The 16,690-nt window shown below is 52.4% G+C and carries 18 protein-coding genes and 1 pseudogene; 15 read left to right on the top strand and 4 right to left on the bottom strand.

The features are described 5' to 3' along the window. Positions 1–34 precede the first annotated feature (34 nt). The 9 genes from MMY81_RS27935 (at position 35) to MMY81_RS27895 (ending at position 6,302) form a co-directional block, all read left to right on the top strand. A complete protein-coding gene (locus tag MMY81_RS27935) occupies positions 35–250 on the top strand; it encodes a hypothetical protein (protein ID WP_252315376.1) in 216 nt (71 codons plus the stop codon). Positions 251–426: 176 nt separating this feature from the next. Further along, complete coding sequence (locus MMY81_RS27930; protein WP_252315375.1) at positions 427–567, top strand: hypothetical protein; 141 nt, start codon at positions 427–429, stop codon at positions 565–567. After that, a complete protein-coding gene (locus tag MMY81_RS27925) occupies positions 554–721 on the top strand; it encodes a hypothetical protein (RefSeq protein ID WP_252315374.1) in 168 nt (55 codons plus the stop codon). The genes MMY81_RS27930 and MMY81_RS27925 overlap by 14 nt, the downstream gene beginning before the upstream one ends. Before the next feature lie 100 nt (positions 722–821). Then, positions 822–1,805, top strand: a complete 984-nt coding sequence (locus tag MMY81_RS27920; protein WP_252315373.1) for a DUF2088 domain-containing protein — start codon at positions 822–824, stop codon at positions 1,803–1,805. A gap of 12 nt (positions 1,806–1,817) precedes the next feature. After that, a complete protein-coding gene (locus MMY81_RS27915) occupies positions 1,818–2,696 on the top strand; it encodes a fumarylacetoacetate hydrolase family protein (protein WP_308215514.1) in 879 nt (292 codons plus the stop codon). A gap of 23 nt (positions 2,697–2,719) precedes the next feature. After that, positions 2,720–3,511 carry an SDR family oxidoreductase gene (locus MMY81_RS27910; RefSeq protein WP_120191699.1) on the top strand — a complete coding sequence of 264 codons (792 nt, stop codon included), beginning with the start codon at positions 2,720–2,722 and terminating at the stop codon, positions 3,509–3,511. A 24-nt stretch (positions 3,512–3,535) separates the two neighbouring features. Further along, the gene (locus MMY81_RS27905; protein WP_252315372.1) at positions 3,536–4,720 is read left to right on the top strand and encodes a CaiB/BaiF CoA transferase family protein; all 1,185 of its coding nucleotides are present in this window, start codon (positions 3,536–3,538) and stop codon (positions 4,718–4,720) included. Positions 4,721–4,745: 25 nt separating this feature from the next. Beyond that, on the top strand, positions 4,746–5,375 hold the full coding sequence (locus MMY81_RS27900; protein WP_252315371.1) for a fumarylacetoacetate hydrolase family protein: 630 nt from the start codon (positions 4,746–4,748) through the stop codon (positions 5,373–5,375). A 27-nt stretch (positions 5,376–5,402) separates the two neighbouring features. Then, entirely contained in the window at positions 5,403–6,302 is a 900-nt protein-coding gene (locus MMY81_RS27895; RefSeq protein WP_252315370.1) for a dihydrodipicolinate synthase family protein, read from the top strand. A 242-nt stretch (positions 6,303–6,544) separates the two neighbouring features. Here the strand turns inward: MMY81_RS27895 and MMY81_RS27890 are convergent, their stop codons facing one another. The 3 genes from MMY81_RS27890 to MMY81_RS27880 all read right to left on the bottom strand — a co-directional run bounded on the left by MMY81_RS27890 (position 6,545) and on the right by MMY81_RS27880 (position 9,499). Next, positions 6,545–7,690 carry a mandelate racemase/muconate lactonizing enzyme family protein gene (locus MMY81_RS27890; protein WP_252315369.1) on the bottom strand — a complete coding sequence of 382 codons (1,146 nt, stop codon included), beginning with the start codon at positions 7,688–7,690 and terminating at the stop codon, positions 6,545–6,547. Between the two features lie 69 nt (positions 7,691–7,759). Continuing rightward, entirely contained in the window at positions 7,760–8,815 is a 1,056-nt protein-coding gene (locus tag MMY81_RS27885) for an Ldh family oxidoreductase (RefSeq protein ID WP_252315368.1), read from the bottom strand. 21 nt (positions 8,816–8,836) lie between these two features. Further along, complete coding sequence (locus MMY81_RS27880) at positions 8,837–9,499, bottom strand: GntR family transcriptional regulator (RefSeq protein ID WP_252315367.1); 663 nt, start codon at positions 9,497–9,499, stop codon at positions 8,837–8,839. 284 nt (positions 9,500–9,783) lie between these two features. Here MMY81_RS27880 and MMY81_RS27875 point away from each other — a divergent pair, with 284 nt between their 5' ends. Both MMY81_RS27875 and glaH read left to right on the top strand, forming a co-directional pair. Beyond that, a complete protein-coding gene (locus MMY81_RS27875) occupies positions 9,784–10,113 on the top strand; it encodes a DUF3870 domain-containing protein (RefSeq protein WP_252315366.1) in 330 nt (109 codons plus the stop codon). Positions 10,114–10,378: 265 nt separating this feature from the next. After that, positions 10,379–11,311, top strand: coding sequence for a glutarate dioxygenase GlaH (gene glaH, locus MMY81_RS27870; protein ID WP_252315365.1), 933 nt, complete (start codon positions 10,379–10,381; stop codon positions 11,309–11,311). An 83-nt stretch (positions 11,312–11,394) separates the two neighbouring features. Here the strand turns inward: glaH and MMY81_RS27865 are convergent, their stop codons facing one another. After that, positions 11,395–13,212: a putative bifunctional diguanylate cyclase/phosphodiesterase gene (locus tag MMY81_RS27865; RefSeq protein WP_252315364.1), complete on the bottom strand. Its 1,818-nt coding sequence runs from the start codon at positions 13,210–13,212 to the stop codon at positions 11,395–11,397. 230 nt (positions 13,213–13,442) lie between these two features. On the opposite strand from MMY81_RS27865, the gene MMY81_RS27860 reads away from it, so the two are divergent. The 4 genes and pseudogenes from MMY81_RS27860 to MMY81_RS27845 all read left to right on the top strand — a co-directional run. Then, positions 13,443–13,790 (top strand): hypothetical protein, encoded by a 348-nt coding sequence (locus MMY81_RS27860; protein ID WP_252315363.1) that lies wholly within the window; start codon positions 13,443–13,445, stop codon positions 13,788–13,790. Between the two features lie 54 nt (positions 13,791–13,844). Next, entirely contained in the window at positions 13,845–15,236 is a 1,392-nt protein-coding gene (locus MMY81_RS27855; protein WP_252315362.1) for an aldehyde dehydrogenase, read from the top strand. 288 nt (positions 15,237–15,524) lie between these two features. Then, positions 15,525–16,298: a tyrosine-protein phosphatase gene (locus tag MMY81_RS27850; RefSeq protein WP_252315361.1), complete on the top strand. Its 774-nt coding sequence runs from the start codon at positions 15,525–15,527 to the stop codon at positions 16,296–16,298. A 243-nt stretch (positions 16,299–16,541) separates the two neighbouring features. Continuing rightward, positions 16,542–16,690, top strand: a pseudogene (locus MMY81_RS27845) (aminotransferase DegT); the annotation flags it as partial.

Below are 16,690 nucleotides of genomic sequence, written 5' to 3'. Positions count from 1 at the left end.
AAACGGAGCTTCATCATTTTATGACACGACGCTCTTGTCGCTTTTTGAAAAAACAGCAGACGCTCTCGTCTACTATTTTGTACCGTTCGTGAGTTCTGCCCGCCGGGCGAAGAGGAGGAACGCAGATGTGATTCTGCTCACCTGCTCGGCGTTCAACGAAGCCCGCGATCTGATTCAGCCGCTCACGAAGATTCCCGTGCTGCGTTCCGATGAAGGCGTCATGAAACAGCGGCCGCATATAAAAGAGTAGGACTGATTGCGACGGTCAAAGAAACGCCGCCTCCGCTGGAGCGCTACTTAACCAGTCTTGCCCGGACGTGACATTCATACGAAGTCGACACCGAGGCGATGGCCTGCCTCGCCGCGGAGATAAACGGGGCATGACACAAGAATTCAGCAAATGGTCCAGCAGATTCAGGGGTCGATGTGATCGTGCTTTCCCAGTACAGTATGGCGCACACCGCCGGAACGGTACCTGCCGGAAATACACCGGTATTGACCGCCCCGGAAGCGAGCGTGCAGCATATTCTCGGACGAAAGGAGGCGGTACGCGATGGAGCTGATTGAAGTTACGCAGCATTTTCCGGAGGAGCGCCTGGAGGATATTGAAGCGGCCGTCACTGAAGAAGTCACGCTCATCTGCGCGAGCAGAATTTTCCGGAAGGAAGCCGGATTGCGATTACGGCCGGCAGCCGGGGCATTTACCGGATTGACCAACTGATTGCGTCCGCCGTCGCCGCGGTTAAACAATTTGGCTGCGTGCCGTTTCTCGTTCCTGCTATGGGCAGCCACGGCGGTGCGACGGCAGAAGGCAGCGGAGCGTGCTCGAGCATTTAGGCATCACCGAAGCCGCAGCCGGCGCGGAGATTCTCTCCTCCATGGACGTAGAACACATTTCTGATACCGCAAACGGTATTCCCGCCTACATGGACAAGCACGCGTTCGCCGCAGATGGCATTATCGTGATGAACCGGGTCAAAGCCCATACGGCATTCCGAGGCAGTGTCGAAAGCGGGCTGAGCAAAATGGCCGCGATCGGACTAGGAAAAATTAAAGGCGCCGCTTTTATCCACAGCCACGGCTCCCTGCAGATGGAAAAAAACATTAAAGATATCTGCCGCACGTGCCTTGAGAAGGGGCCGCCGCTGATGGGCATCGGCATCGTGGAAAACGCGTTCGATCAAACCGCGGTAGTGAAAGCCGTCCGGAAGGAAAACTGGTTTGAAGCAGAAGCGGAGCTTCTGGAGCTGTCCAAGCAGCTGATGCCGTCGCTTCCCGTGCAGGAACTGGACGTGCTTGTCGTCGAAGAAATGGGCAAAAACTACAGCGGCACCGGCATGGATCCGAACATTATCGGCCGCTGGCGGATTGATGGCGTACCGGAGCCGGCTTCACCTGTCATCAGGCGGATCGCAGCACTCGAGCTGTCGGAGGAATCATTCGGCAATGCTCAGGGGGTGGGGCTGGTTGATTTTATTACCCACTCGCTTTTTCAAAAAATAGACCGGCACACCACCTACACGAACGCGCTCACGAGCACCTTTCTGCGCCGGGCGATGATTCCGTTTATTTACGACACGGAGCAGCAGGCCGTGGAAACCGCTCTGAACAGTCTGAGCGCAGAAGATACCGATGCACTGACATATATTCAAATACCGAATACGCTTCATCTGCACCGGCTGTACGTCAGCCCGGCCGTGCTTAAGGAAATGGAAAAGCAGCGGATCAGCTTTGATACAGGAGAGCGGTTCACGCTGGCATTTAATAAAGATGGGCAGCTTTCCCGCCGCCTCCTGAGGCAGTAAATAAGAAAGGACGTGACCGGAACAATGAGAACCGCTTCGATACGCGAAAACGGCGCCGACAAAGGCGTGATCGTTTTAAAAGAAGGCAGACAGGTTAAAATAGAAGCTATCAACGAGACGCACCAGACGTTCTTTCCCACCCAGGTGGAGGACCTGATTGTGTCGGAAAAACTCGAGGAGCTCCGGAGCTGGGCGCAGTCGCACCCGCAGGAGCTTGAGGAACTGGCAGAACAGACAGACGGCAGCTACAGCCCGCTGATGCGCACCCCGGGAAAAATATGGGGCATCGGCCTGAACTATCAGGATCATGCCGCTGATTTAAAAGAAAAAGCCCCGAGCACGGAGCCGGCCAGCTTCATGAAGCCGCTCACCTCAATCATCGGCCCGGGGGATACGATTGAAATTCCGCATCAGTCCGAACGGACGACCGCGGAAGCGGAGCTCGGCATAGTGATCGGCCGCACGTGCAAAAACGTCTCCGAAGCCGACGCGATGGACTATGTCGCCGGCTACACGACGATTATTGATATGACGGCGGAAGACATTCTCGAGAAAAACCCGCGCTACTTAACGCGCTCGAAAAGCTTTGATACCTTTTTCAGCGTCGGACCGGAGCTCGTTACGGTCGAAGAAGTCGACAACGTGGATGAGCTTAAAGTGGCGACCGTGATCAACGGCAGCGTCCACCGCGAGAACGTCGTCTCCAATATGACGTTTACGCCGTGGAATCTGGTGTCCTTTCATTCCAAAGTGATGACGCTCAAACCGGGCGACATTATTTCCACCGGCACCCCCGGCGCGATTCACATTCAGGACGGCGATGAAGTGGAATGCCGGATTGAAGGATTCACGTCGCTTTCGAACCCCGTTACGGATTTAAAAAAACAGTAATCAATTAGAGGAGAGATGTTTCTATGGATCTGCATTTACAAAACAAATCGGTCGTGGTGACCGCTTCAAGCAAAGGACTCGGCAAAGCATCAGCCCTCGAATTCGCAAGAGAAGGCGCCAACGTACTGATTTCGAGCCGGAACGAAGACCAGCTCCGCCAGGCAGTGGAGGAAATCAAAAAAGAGACAAATAACGAAAACGTGCACTATCAGGTGTGCGACATTACCGATCCGGCTTCGATTAAGGCACTCGTAGCAAAAGCGGTGGAGCTGCACGGCACGGTCGATGTGCTCGTGAATAACGCCGGCGGCCCGCCGGCCGGCACCTTTGAAGCGTTTGAAGATGAGGCGTGGGAATCGGCGTTTCATTTGAACCTGCTGAGCTTTGTGCGCCTGATCCGCGAAGTGCTGCCGCATATGCGCAGCCAGAAAAGCGGGCGGATTATTAATTTTGCCTCGTCCTCGATTAAACAGACGCTCGACAATCTTGTACTTTCCAACACGTTCCGCGCCGGCATCGTCGGCCTGGCGAAAAGCCTCTCCCAGGAAGTCGCGGATGACAATATTCTTATCAATACCATCGGCCCGGGCCGGATTGACACCGAACGTGTCGCGCAGCTCGATACGATCCGCGCCGACAAGCAGGGCAAAACCTACGACGAGATCCGCTCGAATACCGAAAAGTCGATTCCGATCGGCCGCTACGGCCAGCCGGAAGAATTCGCCAAGCAGGTCGTGTTCCTCTGCTCCGGCGCAAATACGTATGTCACCGGACAGACCTTTGTCGTCGATGGCGGCCTCGTAAAGGCACTATAGTCTATTTAGTGGAGTGATGCAGACATGAATAAGCCATTGCAAGGCATCAAGGTTCTCGATTTATCGCGGGTGCTCGCGGGTCCGCTCGGCTCGATGCAGCTCGCGGATCTCGGTGCCGAAGTGATCCGGGTCGAAGCGCCGAACGGGTCGGATGATATCCGGCACTGGTGGCCGTTTATCGAAGAGGAAAGCACGTACTATCTGGCGGCCAACCGCAACAAGAAATCGATAACGATTGATTTAAAAAATACAGAAGGCGTCGCCCTGTTCAAGCAGCTCGTTAAAGAATCAGATGTGGTGATCGAGAATTTCAAAACGGGAACGCTCGAGCGTCTCGGGCTCGATTATGAGACACTTAAAAGTGTAAAAGAAGACATTATTCTCTGTTCGGTCACCGGCTACGGCCAGACGGGTCCGTACAAGGATCTGCCCGGCTATGATCCGGTCATTCAGGCGGTGGGCGGCTTAATGGACATTACCGGCCATCCCGGCGCAGAGGCGACGAGAGTCGGGACCCCGGTCGTGGATATTATGACCTCACACTACGTGGCGATCGGGGTGCTGGCCGCGCTCCGCCACCGCGATAACGAAGGGGAGGGCGAGCATATCGATCTGTCCCTGCTCGACGTGCAGGTAAGCTCGCTCGGTAATATTGCCAGCAGCTATCTGTTGAATGATCACGTGTCCGAGCGCGTCGGCAATGCGCACGGCAACATTACTCCGTACGAAACGTTTCCGTGTAAAGACAAGCCGATTATGGTGGCCGCGGGAAACGACCGCCTGTTTCAGCGGATGGCGGACGCGATGGGGCACCCGGAGTGGAAAGACAACCCCAAGTTTGTGACCAACGGCGACCGGGTTGCCAACCGGGCCGAGCTCCGCGCTCTCCTCGAAGACGTGTTTACCGAAAAGGGCGCGGACGAATGGGAGGAGCTGCTGTCCTCGCATGCAATTCCGTGCGGACCGGTGAACAACGTCGAGCAGGTGTTTGATCATCCGCAGGTTGTGGCCCGGGAAATGACGCAGGAGGCCGATCATCCCGGCGTCGGACGCATGAAAGTCGTCCGCAACCCGATTAAATACAAGAATATTAACGTGAAAATGGAAAGCGCGCCGCCGCAGCTGGGCGAGCATACGTCGGAAGTGCTGCAGGGCTACGGCTTATCCGAAAAGGAAATTGCGGCCCTGCGTGACAGCGGAGCCATTTAACAAAACTGACACTAAAGAGGGATACATGATGACAACTATTAAGAATATTTACTGCGTCGGGCGCAACTACACCGAGCACGTCTCCGAGCTGAATAATGCGATGCCGGAAGCGCCGATGCTTTTTCTGAAGCCGACGCACGCCTGGGTGGAAGCAGACGGCCGCGAGATTGAGCTGCCGGGCGGCAAAGGCGCGGTTCATTTTGAAGCGGAGCTGGTTATTCGTATCGGAAAACCGTATGAAAAGGGGATGAGAGCCGACGAGCTGATCGACGGTCTCGGGCTCGGCCTTGATTTTACCCTGCGTGACGTGCAGAGCACCTTAAAGGAAAAGGGACATCCGTGGCTGCGGGCGAAAGGCTTTCCCGCCTCCGCACCGGTAACGCCGTTTATTGAATTTCCGGGCGTGGAAGCGCTGAAAAGCATGGACTTTACGCTGATTAAAAACGGCACGGAAGCCCAGCGCGGCAACAGCCAGCAGATGATATTTGATCTGCAGCACATTATCGACTACACGGCGGAATCATTCGGACTCGGCGAAGGAGACCTGATTTTTACCGGCACGCCAAAAGGCGTCGGTCCCGTGGCGGACGGGGACACGTTTTCCCTGCGTCTGGGTGACAACGTGCTCGGCGGCTGCCGCACGACTTTAAAATAAAACAGGAAAATACAAGGAGGAGTACAGATGGCAGGTTTGACGCTTCAGGGGGTTATTCCTCCGGTGATTACGCCGTTTACAGAAAACGGGGACGTAGACTATGACAGCTACCGCGCCAATATTGAAAAGTGGAACGAGGACGACCTGTCCGGGTACCTGGCGCTAGGGTCCAACAGTGAAACGATCTATCTGACCGAGGAGGAAAAGCTGGAGCTGATCAGCATCACCGTCCGGCATGCTAAAAAAGGGCGTGCAGTGCTGGCGGGAACGGGAATGGAATCAACGCGGGAGACGATTGCACTGACGAACAAAGCCGCCGAAATCGGGGCGCACGCCGCGTTGATCCTGACGCCGTTTTACTACGGAAAAGCGATGTCCGACGAAGCGCTGGCAGCGTACTTTACCGAAGTGGCTGACCACAGCGACATTCCTATTCTTGTCTACAACGTACCGAAATTCACGCATATTAATGTGAGCGCGGCGCTCTTGAAGCGATTGAGCGGACATCCTAACATTATCGGCATGAAGGACAGCAGCGGAAATGTGCCGCAGCTGGCTACCTTTAAGCGCGAATTGCCGGCCGATTTTACGATTATGGTCGGAACGGCATCGGCGTTGTTTCCGGCACTTGCCTTGGGCATTGATACCGCGGTCATGGCGCTTGCCAACAGCCATCCGAATGAATGCAGCCGTATTATTAACTACTTTAAAGACGGAAAAGTGGATGAAGCGAGGGAGCTGTATCAGGCCGTATTCCCGATCAACACAGCCGTCACGGAGACGTACGGCATTGCCGGACTCAAACATACCGCCACCCTGCAGGGCTACAAGGGCGGCTGGGTCCGGAAGCCGCTTCTTGACAGCACCGACCGTCAGAAACAGGAAATCGAGGAGCTGCTGAAAAAGCAGAGCCTGCCGGTGCATTAGCGCAGGCGGCAGCCGTTTAGTAAATAAGAACATAACCGAACGTACGCTTTCGGCAGGCCATGCCTCAGCTAAAGAGACAAGAACATTCTCTTTATCTTCACCGATGGCTGTTCTGCCAGAGTCGACGTCCGGTTATTCACATGCTTCCATCTATACTCTGTATTAAAAATAACCTTGTCTGTTTTTTATAAAACAGACAAGGTTATTTATTACTTTTATAAAAGGGAAACAAGCTGATATGGTTAGATGCTCGTGCTCATCGCGTGCTCAATCGTTTCTTCTTCCACGAGATACTCCTGGATGGCTTCTTCGTTCCATTCAATGCCAAGGCCGTCGCCTTCCGGTGGCACGAGCGTACCGTGCGGGGTGACGTCTCTCGGATTGTTAATAATAAGATCGAAGTTTTTCACGTTCGTGCCGATAAACTTCTCGAGCACCGTGACTTCTCTCGTGGCGCAGGCAAGATGAACATGAATATCCCAATGGTAGTGTGGCGCAATCGACACACCCTGGGCACCGGCGAGCGCAGCGATTTTCAGCCACTCTGACACGCCGCCGCACTGCGTGGCATCCGGCTGCACGTAATCAAGCGATCCGCGGCGCATAAACTCCTGAAACTCCCAGCGGGTGGCGCCGACTTCACCGGAGGCGAGCGGAATCGATGTCTGCTGCTTGAGACGGGCAAAGCCGTCCATCATATCAATCGGGAGCGGCTCTTCAAAGAAGGCAATGTCATACTGCTCGACTTTGCGGCAGAAGCTCAGACATTCATTCACATCAAGAAAGGACGCGTTGGCATCAATCATCAATTTCACATCCGGTCCGATAATATTGCGGACAACCTTCACCCGTTCCGCTTCTTCCTCTGAAGAAAGCCGGCCGACTTTCATTTTCATCGCTTTAAATCCCTGCTTCACGTAGCCGCGGACTTCTTCTTCCAGCTTGGAGAATACCTCCAGCCCATCATAGTAGTAGCCGCCGGACGCGTAGCACGGCACTTCCTCGCGGTAGGCACCGAGCAGCTTATAGAGCGGCATGCCGGCAAGCTTGGCCTGGTGGTCCCAGAGCGCAATATCTACCGCCGAGAGGGCGTGCATCAGGCTGCCTCTTCGTCCGGCGCGGACCGTCTGCCAGTAGAGCTTTTCCCATATTTTTGCGATGTCACGTGGGTCTTCGCCGATAATCATCGGCGCCAGCAGCTCATCCACCGCCGCCTTGGCGGCTTTTCCGCTCACGTCCTGCAGGCAGAAGCCGATGCCTTCAACGCCGGCGTCCGAGTGGACGCGCACAAGCAGATGATCGCGGTGCGTTAACGTTTTGATCGAAAAGCCGACCGGCCGTTCGAGTGGAATCTGTATCCATTGTGTGACTACTTTTGTAATTTTCATCCTATCTCTCCTTTTTGATAGCGCTATCATTATTAAGTAAAAAAATTTAATCTTCTGCTCGCGGCCTGATCAGTCCAGCGGATCGACGCCCAGTTCCAGTGCCAGCTCTCTCAGCTCGGCTGCGAGAACCGGGGAGAGCTCCACGCCTTCTGCCTGATGCTTCTGCAGCTTGGCATGCTCCAGTTCACCCGGCAGAAGTACGCGCTCGATTCCTTCCTGGGTGGAGACGCTCTGAACTTCCGCAGCCAGCTGATCGATACGGTCGTGGAACACGTCGATATCCTCGAACAGGTCGGGGCGGAACGCCAGAAAGAAGTGGCCGTTATTCTGCTTTTTCTCAAAATCATTATACAAATCGCCCATGTGCGGACCGGTGGCGGCACCGCTCAATGCCGTGGAGAGCATTTCTACGAGAAACGCAATCCCGTATCCTTTCGGTCCGCCGACAGGGAGAAGCAGGCCGTCCAGCGCTTTCACCGGATCGGTTGTCGGTTCCCCGTCTTTCGTAATCGCCCAGCCGAGAGGAATGGACTCCCCATTGTTTTTGGCGGCAATAATTTTACCCTTCGCGACAGCGCTTGTTGCCATGTCGAACACAATGTTGGGGCTGTCCCTGCGCGGCACGGCGTAGGAAAAGGGGTTCGTGCCGAAATACTTTTCCAGGCCGCCCCATGGCGCAACAGCGGAAGGGGAATTCGTAAAGGCGAGCGAAATGCACCCCTGATCGGCTGCGTAATTCGTATAATCGGCAAGCATCCCGCAGTGGTTGGAGTTAGTCACGGCTACCATGCCGACGCCGGACTGCTTTGCCTTCTGGACAGCAAGCTTGATACTCTCAGAAGCGATGGGAATGCCGAGTCCGTTCCCGCCGTTCACGGTTGCGCTGACAGGCGTTTCCCGTTCAATCGTGAAGCCGTCCTTTTTTTCGACGACTCCTTTAAGTAAGCGCTTAATATAAATGCCGGTGCGAATCACCCCGTGTGACGTGACGCCCCTCATATGCGCAGTGACTAAATGCCGGGATACGAGCGAAGCGGAGTGTGCCTCCACGCCGGCGGAAGTGAACAGTTGCTGCAGAAATGGCTGCAGCTGCTGCTCGGTGTAGCGGACTTGAACGGTTTCCATTATCCTGTCTCCTTTCCGAACCTACAAATTAATATTCTGAATCAGGTCGATCTTATTTCGTTCAATATGGTATTCCACCATTTTTTTCAAAAGAGTGGTTTCGCCGGAACGGGCGGCGGCTAAAATCTGCCGGTGCTCCATCTTGGCTTTGTCGGTGTAGCGGGTCAAAATCATCGGACTCTTAATCGCGAGGTAGTGATTGCGGAGAATTTCCGTATTGTGAAGCACCCGCTTCCACGGGCATTTCTCCATCAGCTTCTTGTGAAACAGCTGATTGAGGGAGGAATAATGGTCAAAGGTTTCTCCTGTCAAAGGCATCGTTTCCATTTCGGTAAGAATCGCATCCATCTCTTCAAAATCGCTCTCCTCCAGATAGGGCAGAGCCTTTTCCACCGCAATGCTCTCGTTCATCGAGCGCAGCGTGTAGATCTCCTCAATATCATTGATTGAAATCGGATATACAATCGCGCCGCGCCGGGGCTCGTTTTTGACGAGTCCTTCAAACTCCAGGCGCTTCAAGGCTTCCCGGATCGGCATCCGGCTCACCTGCAGGCGTTTGGCCCAGTCCTCCTGCACGATACGGTCGCCTCGCTGGAATTCTCCGTCCAGAATAGCGGACCGTAGCGTTTCCGTGACGAGGTCTTCGCTTGTCTGGTTCGTTTTTTTTGTGTCGGTACGTTCCATCGCTTGCCCTTCTCTCTTTAGGTACATCTTTAAATGGGATCCAATATATGATTGTATAGTATCATAAAATAATCCATTTAGTAAGTATAATCTTGATAAATAAAGATATTTTCTATTTTAATTTTCAGATATTTGTTATAATTTATTTGTATTGGATCCAATATAAGATGACCGGATCCTTTTAGAAAAAATAAGTTGCTCTGTCTGCCTATTCGCCCTACGATAAAATAGGAACACAAAGGCTGGCTTAATCAGCCTGAATAACAGCTGGGAGGATGAACCACATGAATGGAAAAAACATTATTTTTATTGCAGGCCACTCCAGGCTGCCGGAAGGGATGGCCGCACAGAGCATGTTTCAGACGCTCACGGTGACCGCTGAAATTGATCGGCAGTACGGGGTGATTCTACAGTGCTCCTGTACTCTTGCCACCGAAACACGGCAGAGAATTATTAACCAGCTGTTCCGGGGCTACAGCTTGAAAAATGGAATAGAGGAGCCGATCAAGGCGATACAGTACAGCTATTCCGGCAAAGCCAAAAACGCAATTATTGCGGCATTAAAGGACTTATACACCCAGTTTAATGAAGTGCAGAAACGAGAAAGCAAATAAGCTGCAGCCGTACCGGGTTGACAGAAAAGGAAATACCCTCTATATTATTGGTAACGCTTACCTTGATTAGGAGCAATCCTTACCAAATCGTAAGTGCATGATGAAAACCAATAATGCTGTTTAATAAGGCGTGGACTCCTCCTTTAAGGGAAGAGCCGGTCCGCCTGTTAGAGCCAGCCGTTCACATGAGCTTTTTTACGTGTGCACCGGCTGGCTTTTTGTATGCGCTGGAACTGTATCACCCAATTTGAAGGAGGAATATAAGATGAGTATTACAGAAAAGAACGTCACGGATTTTGCCCAGGAAACGAAGCATGTAAGTATTAAGAAGCACCCGCAGAACGACCGGATGTACCACATTGATATTAAGGAAACCGAGCTTGATGCCTTTTTCGACAAGGTAAAACAGGTGGAAGTGCAGGAGTTGGAATACGTTCCCTACATGCGTTTTATCGCCGCCAATGCGCTGCAGGAGGTGCTCGGGGAAGGGTTCACGAAAACGGTACAGTCCATCCTCATGGACCGCAGAACGGGCGGTTTCACGATTGGGCTGAATGAAGAGCGCAAGAATACGGATGAATTTGTACTGTTTTCCACCGCGCTTACGCATCTGATCGGGGAGTGCAACTTCGATGCGATGTCGGGAAAATACTATGCCCGTTTCACCGTGAAGCATACGGATGCGAGTGACTCCTATCTGCGGCAGGCCTACCGCCTGTTTACGATGCATACGGACGGCACGTTCGTGGGCGACCAGACCGACTGGCTGCTGATGATGAAGATGCATGAAGAAAATGCCGTCGGCGGCGAGTCCCGGCTGCTTCACCTGGACGATTGGGCGGAGCTTGACCATTATGCCAACCACCCGTTCGCGCAGAAGGAAATCCTGTATAAGTCACCGGCCAGCAAGAACGTGAGTGAAGAAATCAACCGCAAGACGTTCTTCCTGCACAACGGTGAGCCGTGCATCTGCTTTATAGACCAGTTTGCCAATCCGGCTTCGATCGCAGAAGCCCAATACCTGCGCGATATGTCTGCTTCGCTGGAAGCAGACAAAAGCGTGACCGAGCTGAACCTGCCGGTCGGCCACCTCGTGATGGTCAACAACCTGTTCTGGCTGCACGGACGCGCGGCGTTCGAAGAAAACAAAGACCTCGACCGCGAGCTTCTCCGCCAGAGAGGAAGATTTCAGGAATAATATCTCTCGGAGTCGCCGTCTGATATTTTCTTTAAAATAATATGTCACACGAAAAGCCGCCCATCTGGACGGCTTTTTGTCGTTTACATCCCTGCACCAACCGGCACGTCTCTCGGGATCTGGTAGTTTTGAAGAGTGGTTTTCAATGCGTCGGCGGCAAGGGGGCGGGCGAAATAATAGCCCTGATAAGTGAGGCAGTTAAGCTCTTTGAGCATATGTACCTGCTCGATTGTTTCCACGCCTTCTGCCACTATGTCGAGGCCCGTCTGTTCAGCAAGATAGACGACGGTATGAACGACATTAAGGGCGGACGGGCTGACGGCAATATCATCAATAAAGGATTTATCGATCTTCAACCGGTCCAGCGGCAGGGAATGCAGACGGCTCAGGGAAGAATAGCCGGTGCCGAAGTCATCAAGAGCAATCGTTACGCCAATTTCCTGCAGCTTTTCCAATACATCAGTGAGGCGGCTGCTTTCCTGCATAATTGATTCAGTAATTTCGATTTCCAGGCAGGCTGCCTTCACCTGATAGCGGTGAAGAAGCAATTCCAGACGTTCGGCGAAATCGGGCTGTTCGAGCTGAATGAGCGAGACGTTTACGGCGATCTGCTGCAGCGGCGTGCTGTTTTTCTGCAGCTGATGGAACTCACGCAGGGCTTCTTCCATTACCCACCAGCCTATCGGCACGATCGTTTCCGCCTCCTCGGCAATCGGGATAAACTCAAGCGGCGATATCGGTCCCAGCTCAGGGTGATTCCAGCGCAGGAGAGCTTCGGCACTCACGATGCTGCGGTCGGTCAGGCTCACCTGCGGCTGATAGTGCAGCTCCAGCTCCTGCTTACTTAAAGCCATTGGCAGGTCGGCTTCGAGTTGAAACATTCGTTCAATATGGTTCATCATCGACGTATCAAAATAAGACACCGATGTATCCTTGGTTTGCTTGGCCTGTCGTTTGGCGACGTACGCATGCTGCAGAAGTAATTCTGCGTTCTTTCCGTCCTGTGGATAAAAGCAGACGCCGATGGAGAGCGGGGCATACAGATGTAGGCCGTGAACGGAAAAAGGCTGCTTGAGCTTTTGGCGCATCTGTTCCCAAATGCCGGCCAGCACCACATCCTCGTCCGGCAGAATCAGTGCGAAAACGAAGTCGCTCCAGCGGGCAAGAAAAGCACCGTTTGGCAGGACGATCTGTAGACGGTCCGTCATCTCAAGCAGTAGTCTCTCCGATGGCTTTTGACCGAGTGCTTCGGCCAAGCGTGGAAAAGAATCAACCGACAGAAACGAGACGGAGAAAGCAAAGGTTTCGATCGTTATCTGCTCCTCCAGGTAGGCAAGAAAGGCCGTGCGGTTGGGCAGGCCGGTAAGAGTATCTTTGTCTCCGTGCAGGGTTGTTCCTGCGGTAACCGGCTTGAGCTCATCGAACCGAAGCGTTGCCGTATAGAAATGCTCATGCGGCTGCAGGGTGAGCAGCAGATTAATCGTCCGGTCGTCTTTATGCCGGGCTTTCAGCGGCAACAGCATTTCCTGCCTGCAGCGGTCCAGCGCCTCCTGAATCAGTCTGCGGTCGCCGGGGACTAATCTGGCGGCTGGCTGCTGGAGCATCTCTTCTTTGGAATAACCAAGCAGCTCCTCCGCGGCCCGGTTCCATGATAGTATCGTGCCGCGGCCGTCCAGTATAAGTACCGCATCGGTCGTGCGGTCCATTGCCTGTTCATAGAGGTTATGCAGGGAAAGCATCCACTTTTTGTGGCGCAGCTGCATCCACTCCCTGCTGAGAAGCGCCATTACGCCGGTCAACAGGAAAGTTAATACCAGAATACATACGAGAAACAGCCACGGTCGTGCCAGTACCTCCTGAAACAGGCCGGTGCCTGTGGAATAAATCAGTTCAACTGTCATACGCTTCGCCCCATATTCTATGTAGAAAATATAATCTTTTTCATTATATCGTCAGAAGCGGCAGCGCGTGAACTGTTTTTGGAACATTATTCCTTTTGTTATAAAAAAGAAACCGGTCTATCACGTTGTACTAGTTTCTTCTATTATATAGCGCTCGTAAATAGAAAGCGCTCTCTTGATAGAACAGACGATGGTACGGTATAGTGCAGGAAGAAAAAAGGAGGGGGCTTATGAAACGAACAGCGGAACGAACGTTAATTATTATAGCAATGGTGCTGCACGGACTGGCTGTGCTGTCCTTTGGTTTTCAGTGGATGCTGGCGGAGGTCAATATGGAGATGCCGGAGGAGCTCGCGTTTGGCCCGCAGATAATAGTGGCGCTTGTCGCAAACGTTGCAGCAATCCTGCTGGCGGTGATGGTACTTACTCTAATTAGTACAAAGGCAAAGAAAGCGGGGTACTGGCTGATAGGGATGGCTGCGGGGCTGCTGCTTGCTACACTGGGCGGATCGATCATTCCATCCGTCCTGTATGTAATAGCTGGAATACTGTGTCTCAAGCGTCGTCCTGAAGCTTAACGACTCCTTCTTTCGGGTACTGATACTAAAATAGCAAAAAGGAGACATGGGTTTATGCAGACGATGGAAACAACGGACGTCCAAAAGGTTCTTGATGCCCAGCAGGCGTACTTTTACTCAGGGGAAACGAAAAGCACGGACTTTCGGCTGCGCCAGCTGAATACGCTCGAACAGGCAATTAAAGCGTATGAAGACCGCATTATCGAAGCAATGAAAGCCGATCTTGGAAAGCCTTCATTTGAGGCATACCTCACCGAAATCGGCGTGCTCTTGATGAGCTTAAAGGACATGAAGAAAAAGCTTCCGAAATGGGCGGAGCCGAAAAAGGTAAAAGGCACCATCATGCAGGTGGGCTCAAAAAGCATGATCTATCCCGAGCCGTACGGTACCGTACTCGTCATCGGCCCGTTCAATTATCCGTTTCAGCTGTTAATCGAGCCGCTTCTCGGCGCAATCGCAGCCGGCAACACCGCCGTGCTGAAGCCGTCGGAATTCACGCCGAACGTCGCCGCCGTGGTGCGCGACATGATCGCCGAATACTTTGACCCGGCCTACATTACCGTCGTAGAAGGGGAAAAAGAAACCACCTCCGCGCTCATCCATGCGCCGTTTGACTATATGTTCTTTACCGGCAGCACACCGGTCGGCAAAATCGTCATGGAAGCCGCCTCTAAGAACCTCACGCCGGTTACGCTGGAGCTCGGCGGCAAAAGCCCGGCGATCGTCGATGAAGACGCGGACCTGGATAAAGCCGCTGAGAAAATTATCTGGGGCAAATGCATGAACAACGGCCAGACGTGTATTGCGCCGGACTATGTGCTCGTCGCCGAAGAAATGCAGACCGCACTCGTGGCACGGCTGAAAACTAAGATCCGCCACTTCTACGGGGACAACCCGCAGGTAAGCCCCGATCTGGGACGCGTCGTGAATGACAAGCACTGGCAGCGTCTCGAGAAGCTGCTGGATCCGGAGAAGGTCGTCCACGGCGGAAGCACTGATCAAACGGATCTGTATATCGAGCCGACGCTCATGACCGGCGTGACGATGGAGGACGCGGTGATGCAGGAAGAAGTCTTCGGCCCGATTCTGCCGATCCTAACCTACCGCAACCTGCACGAAGCGGTGAATATCGTCCGTTCCTTCGACAAGCCGCTCGCGCTGTATCTGTTTACGAACAACCCAACCGTGGAGGAGCACATTCTCAGCACGCTCTCCTTTGGCGGCGGCAGCGTGAACGATACGATTCTGCATCTCGCCAACCCGAACCTGCCGTTCGGCGGCGTCGGAAACTCCGGTATTGGCGCATATCACGGCAAAGCAAGCTTTGATACGTTCACCCACTATAAGAGCATTTTGAAAAACAAAAGCCGGTTTTCTCCATCGGTTATGTATCCTCCCTATAAAGAGAGCCGGCTGAATGCCGTCCGGAAATGGTTCTCCAAATAAGTGAAGGAGCTGCCTTTAAACAAGGCAGCTTTTTTTCTATGTAATCCCGTACTTATAGGGTATTTGGAATGTATTATCTGAATGTTCCATTATTTTTGTGAAAAAATAGAAGGTATTAAGTAGCTTTTAATAGTGAAAAAAAAGCAGTGATTAGTACAAGTGGCACTTCAAAATAGGTAAAAAGTAGACTATAGTGAATATCAGGCATTTTTGATACGTATTTAGAATATACACAGCCGATCATTATGACACAGCACATCTTTACCATATTTAGAGGGGGTCATACGCATGATTGATATTCATACGCACGTACTGGCCGGACTCGACAACGGGCCGGAAACGATAGAGCAGAGCGTCGCGCTCGTTCAGCAGGCAGAAGCGTCGGGCATTCGTACGATCATAGCGACACCTCATCATAATGACGGAACCAGCTATCATACCGGTGCTGCCGTTCAGCAGCAGGTGAAAAAACTGAACCGCCGCCTGAAGCAGGAAAACATCCAGGTGGACGTGAAAGCCGGACATGAAATCCGTTTAAACGGAGATACGATGGCCGAATTAACGGAACACTATGCTATTCCTTTATGCGATAGCCGCTATGTGCTTTTGGAATTTCCGGAGCATTCCGTACCGCTCCTCAGCAAAAATGTCCTGTATGACCTGCAGGTAAAAGGCTACCGGCCGATTATTGCCAATCCGGAAAAGGTGATGGAATTTATCAGTGATCCGGATCAGCTGTACACGCTCGCCACAAACGGTGCGTTAATGCAGCTGAACGCAGGTGCTGTAATCGGTGAACACGGAAGAGACCTGCAGCAGTTCTGTTTTTCTCTACTGGAAGCCAACCTGGCTCATTTTATCGCCACAAGCGCAAGCGATCTGGAAAGTAACCCGTTTGTTCTCAAAGAAGCATACGATCTGATAGAAGAAGAATTCGGCCGCAGCGCCGTGGATACCTTTAAAACAAATGCCTTCGCCGTTATCGAAAACGAAACGGTGCTGGTCGATAAGCCCGAACATATCAGCCGGAAGAAGCGCAGAAAACGCTTTGGTTTGATATAATACACCCAGACAGCCTGGACAGGAGAACATACCGTTCTGCCCCTGTCCGGGTTGTCCGTGCGTGAAAAAGGACAGCCTATTTCCATATACGTCTTGAATAAAGAGGAAGGAAATGGGACAATAGCTTGGTATTTGTATACAATAAAAGGAAAAATTATCTAATAGTTAAAATACATATTGCTTTACATAGAATTCAGAGAATTACAATGATAAGCATTGTAAGCGGGAAAGGATATAAACAATATGCAGGACAGAATATACTTATCTTCACCTCACATGAGTGAAGAAGGATACGAAATGGAATACGTCAAAGAAGCATTTGATACCAATTGGATTGCGCCTTTAGGGACCAATGTAAATGAATTTGAAAACGAACTTGCTGCTAAGGTTGG

The sequence above is a fragment of the Sinobaca sp. H24 genome (assembly GCF_023845525.1).
The sequence above is the reverse complement of the archived record's forward strand: the minus strand, read 5'-3'. Positions and strand labels throughout refer to the sequence as shown.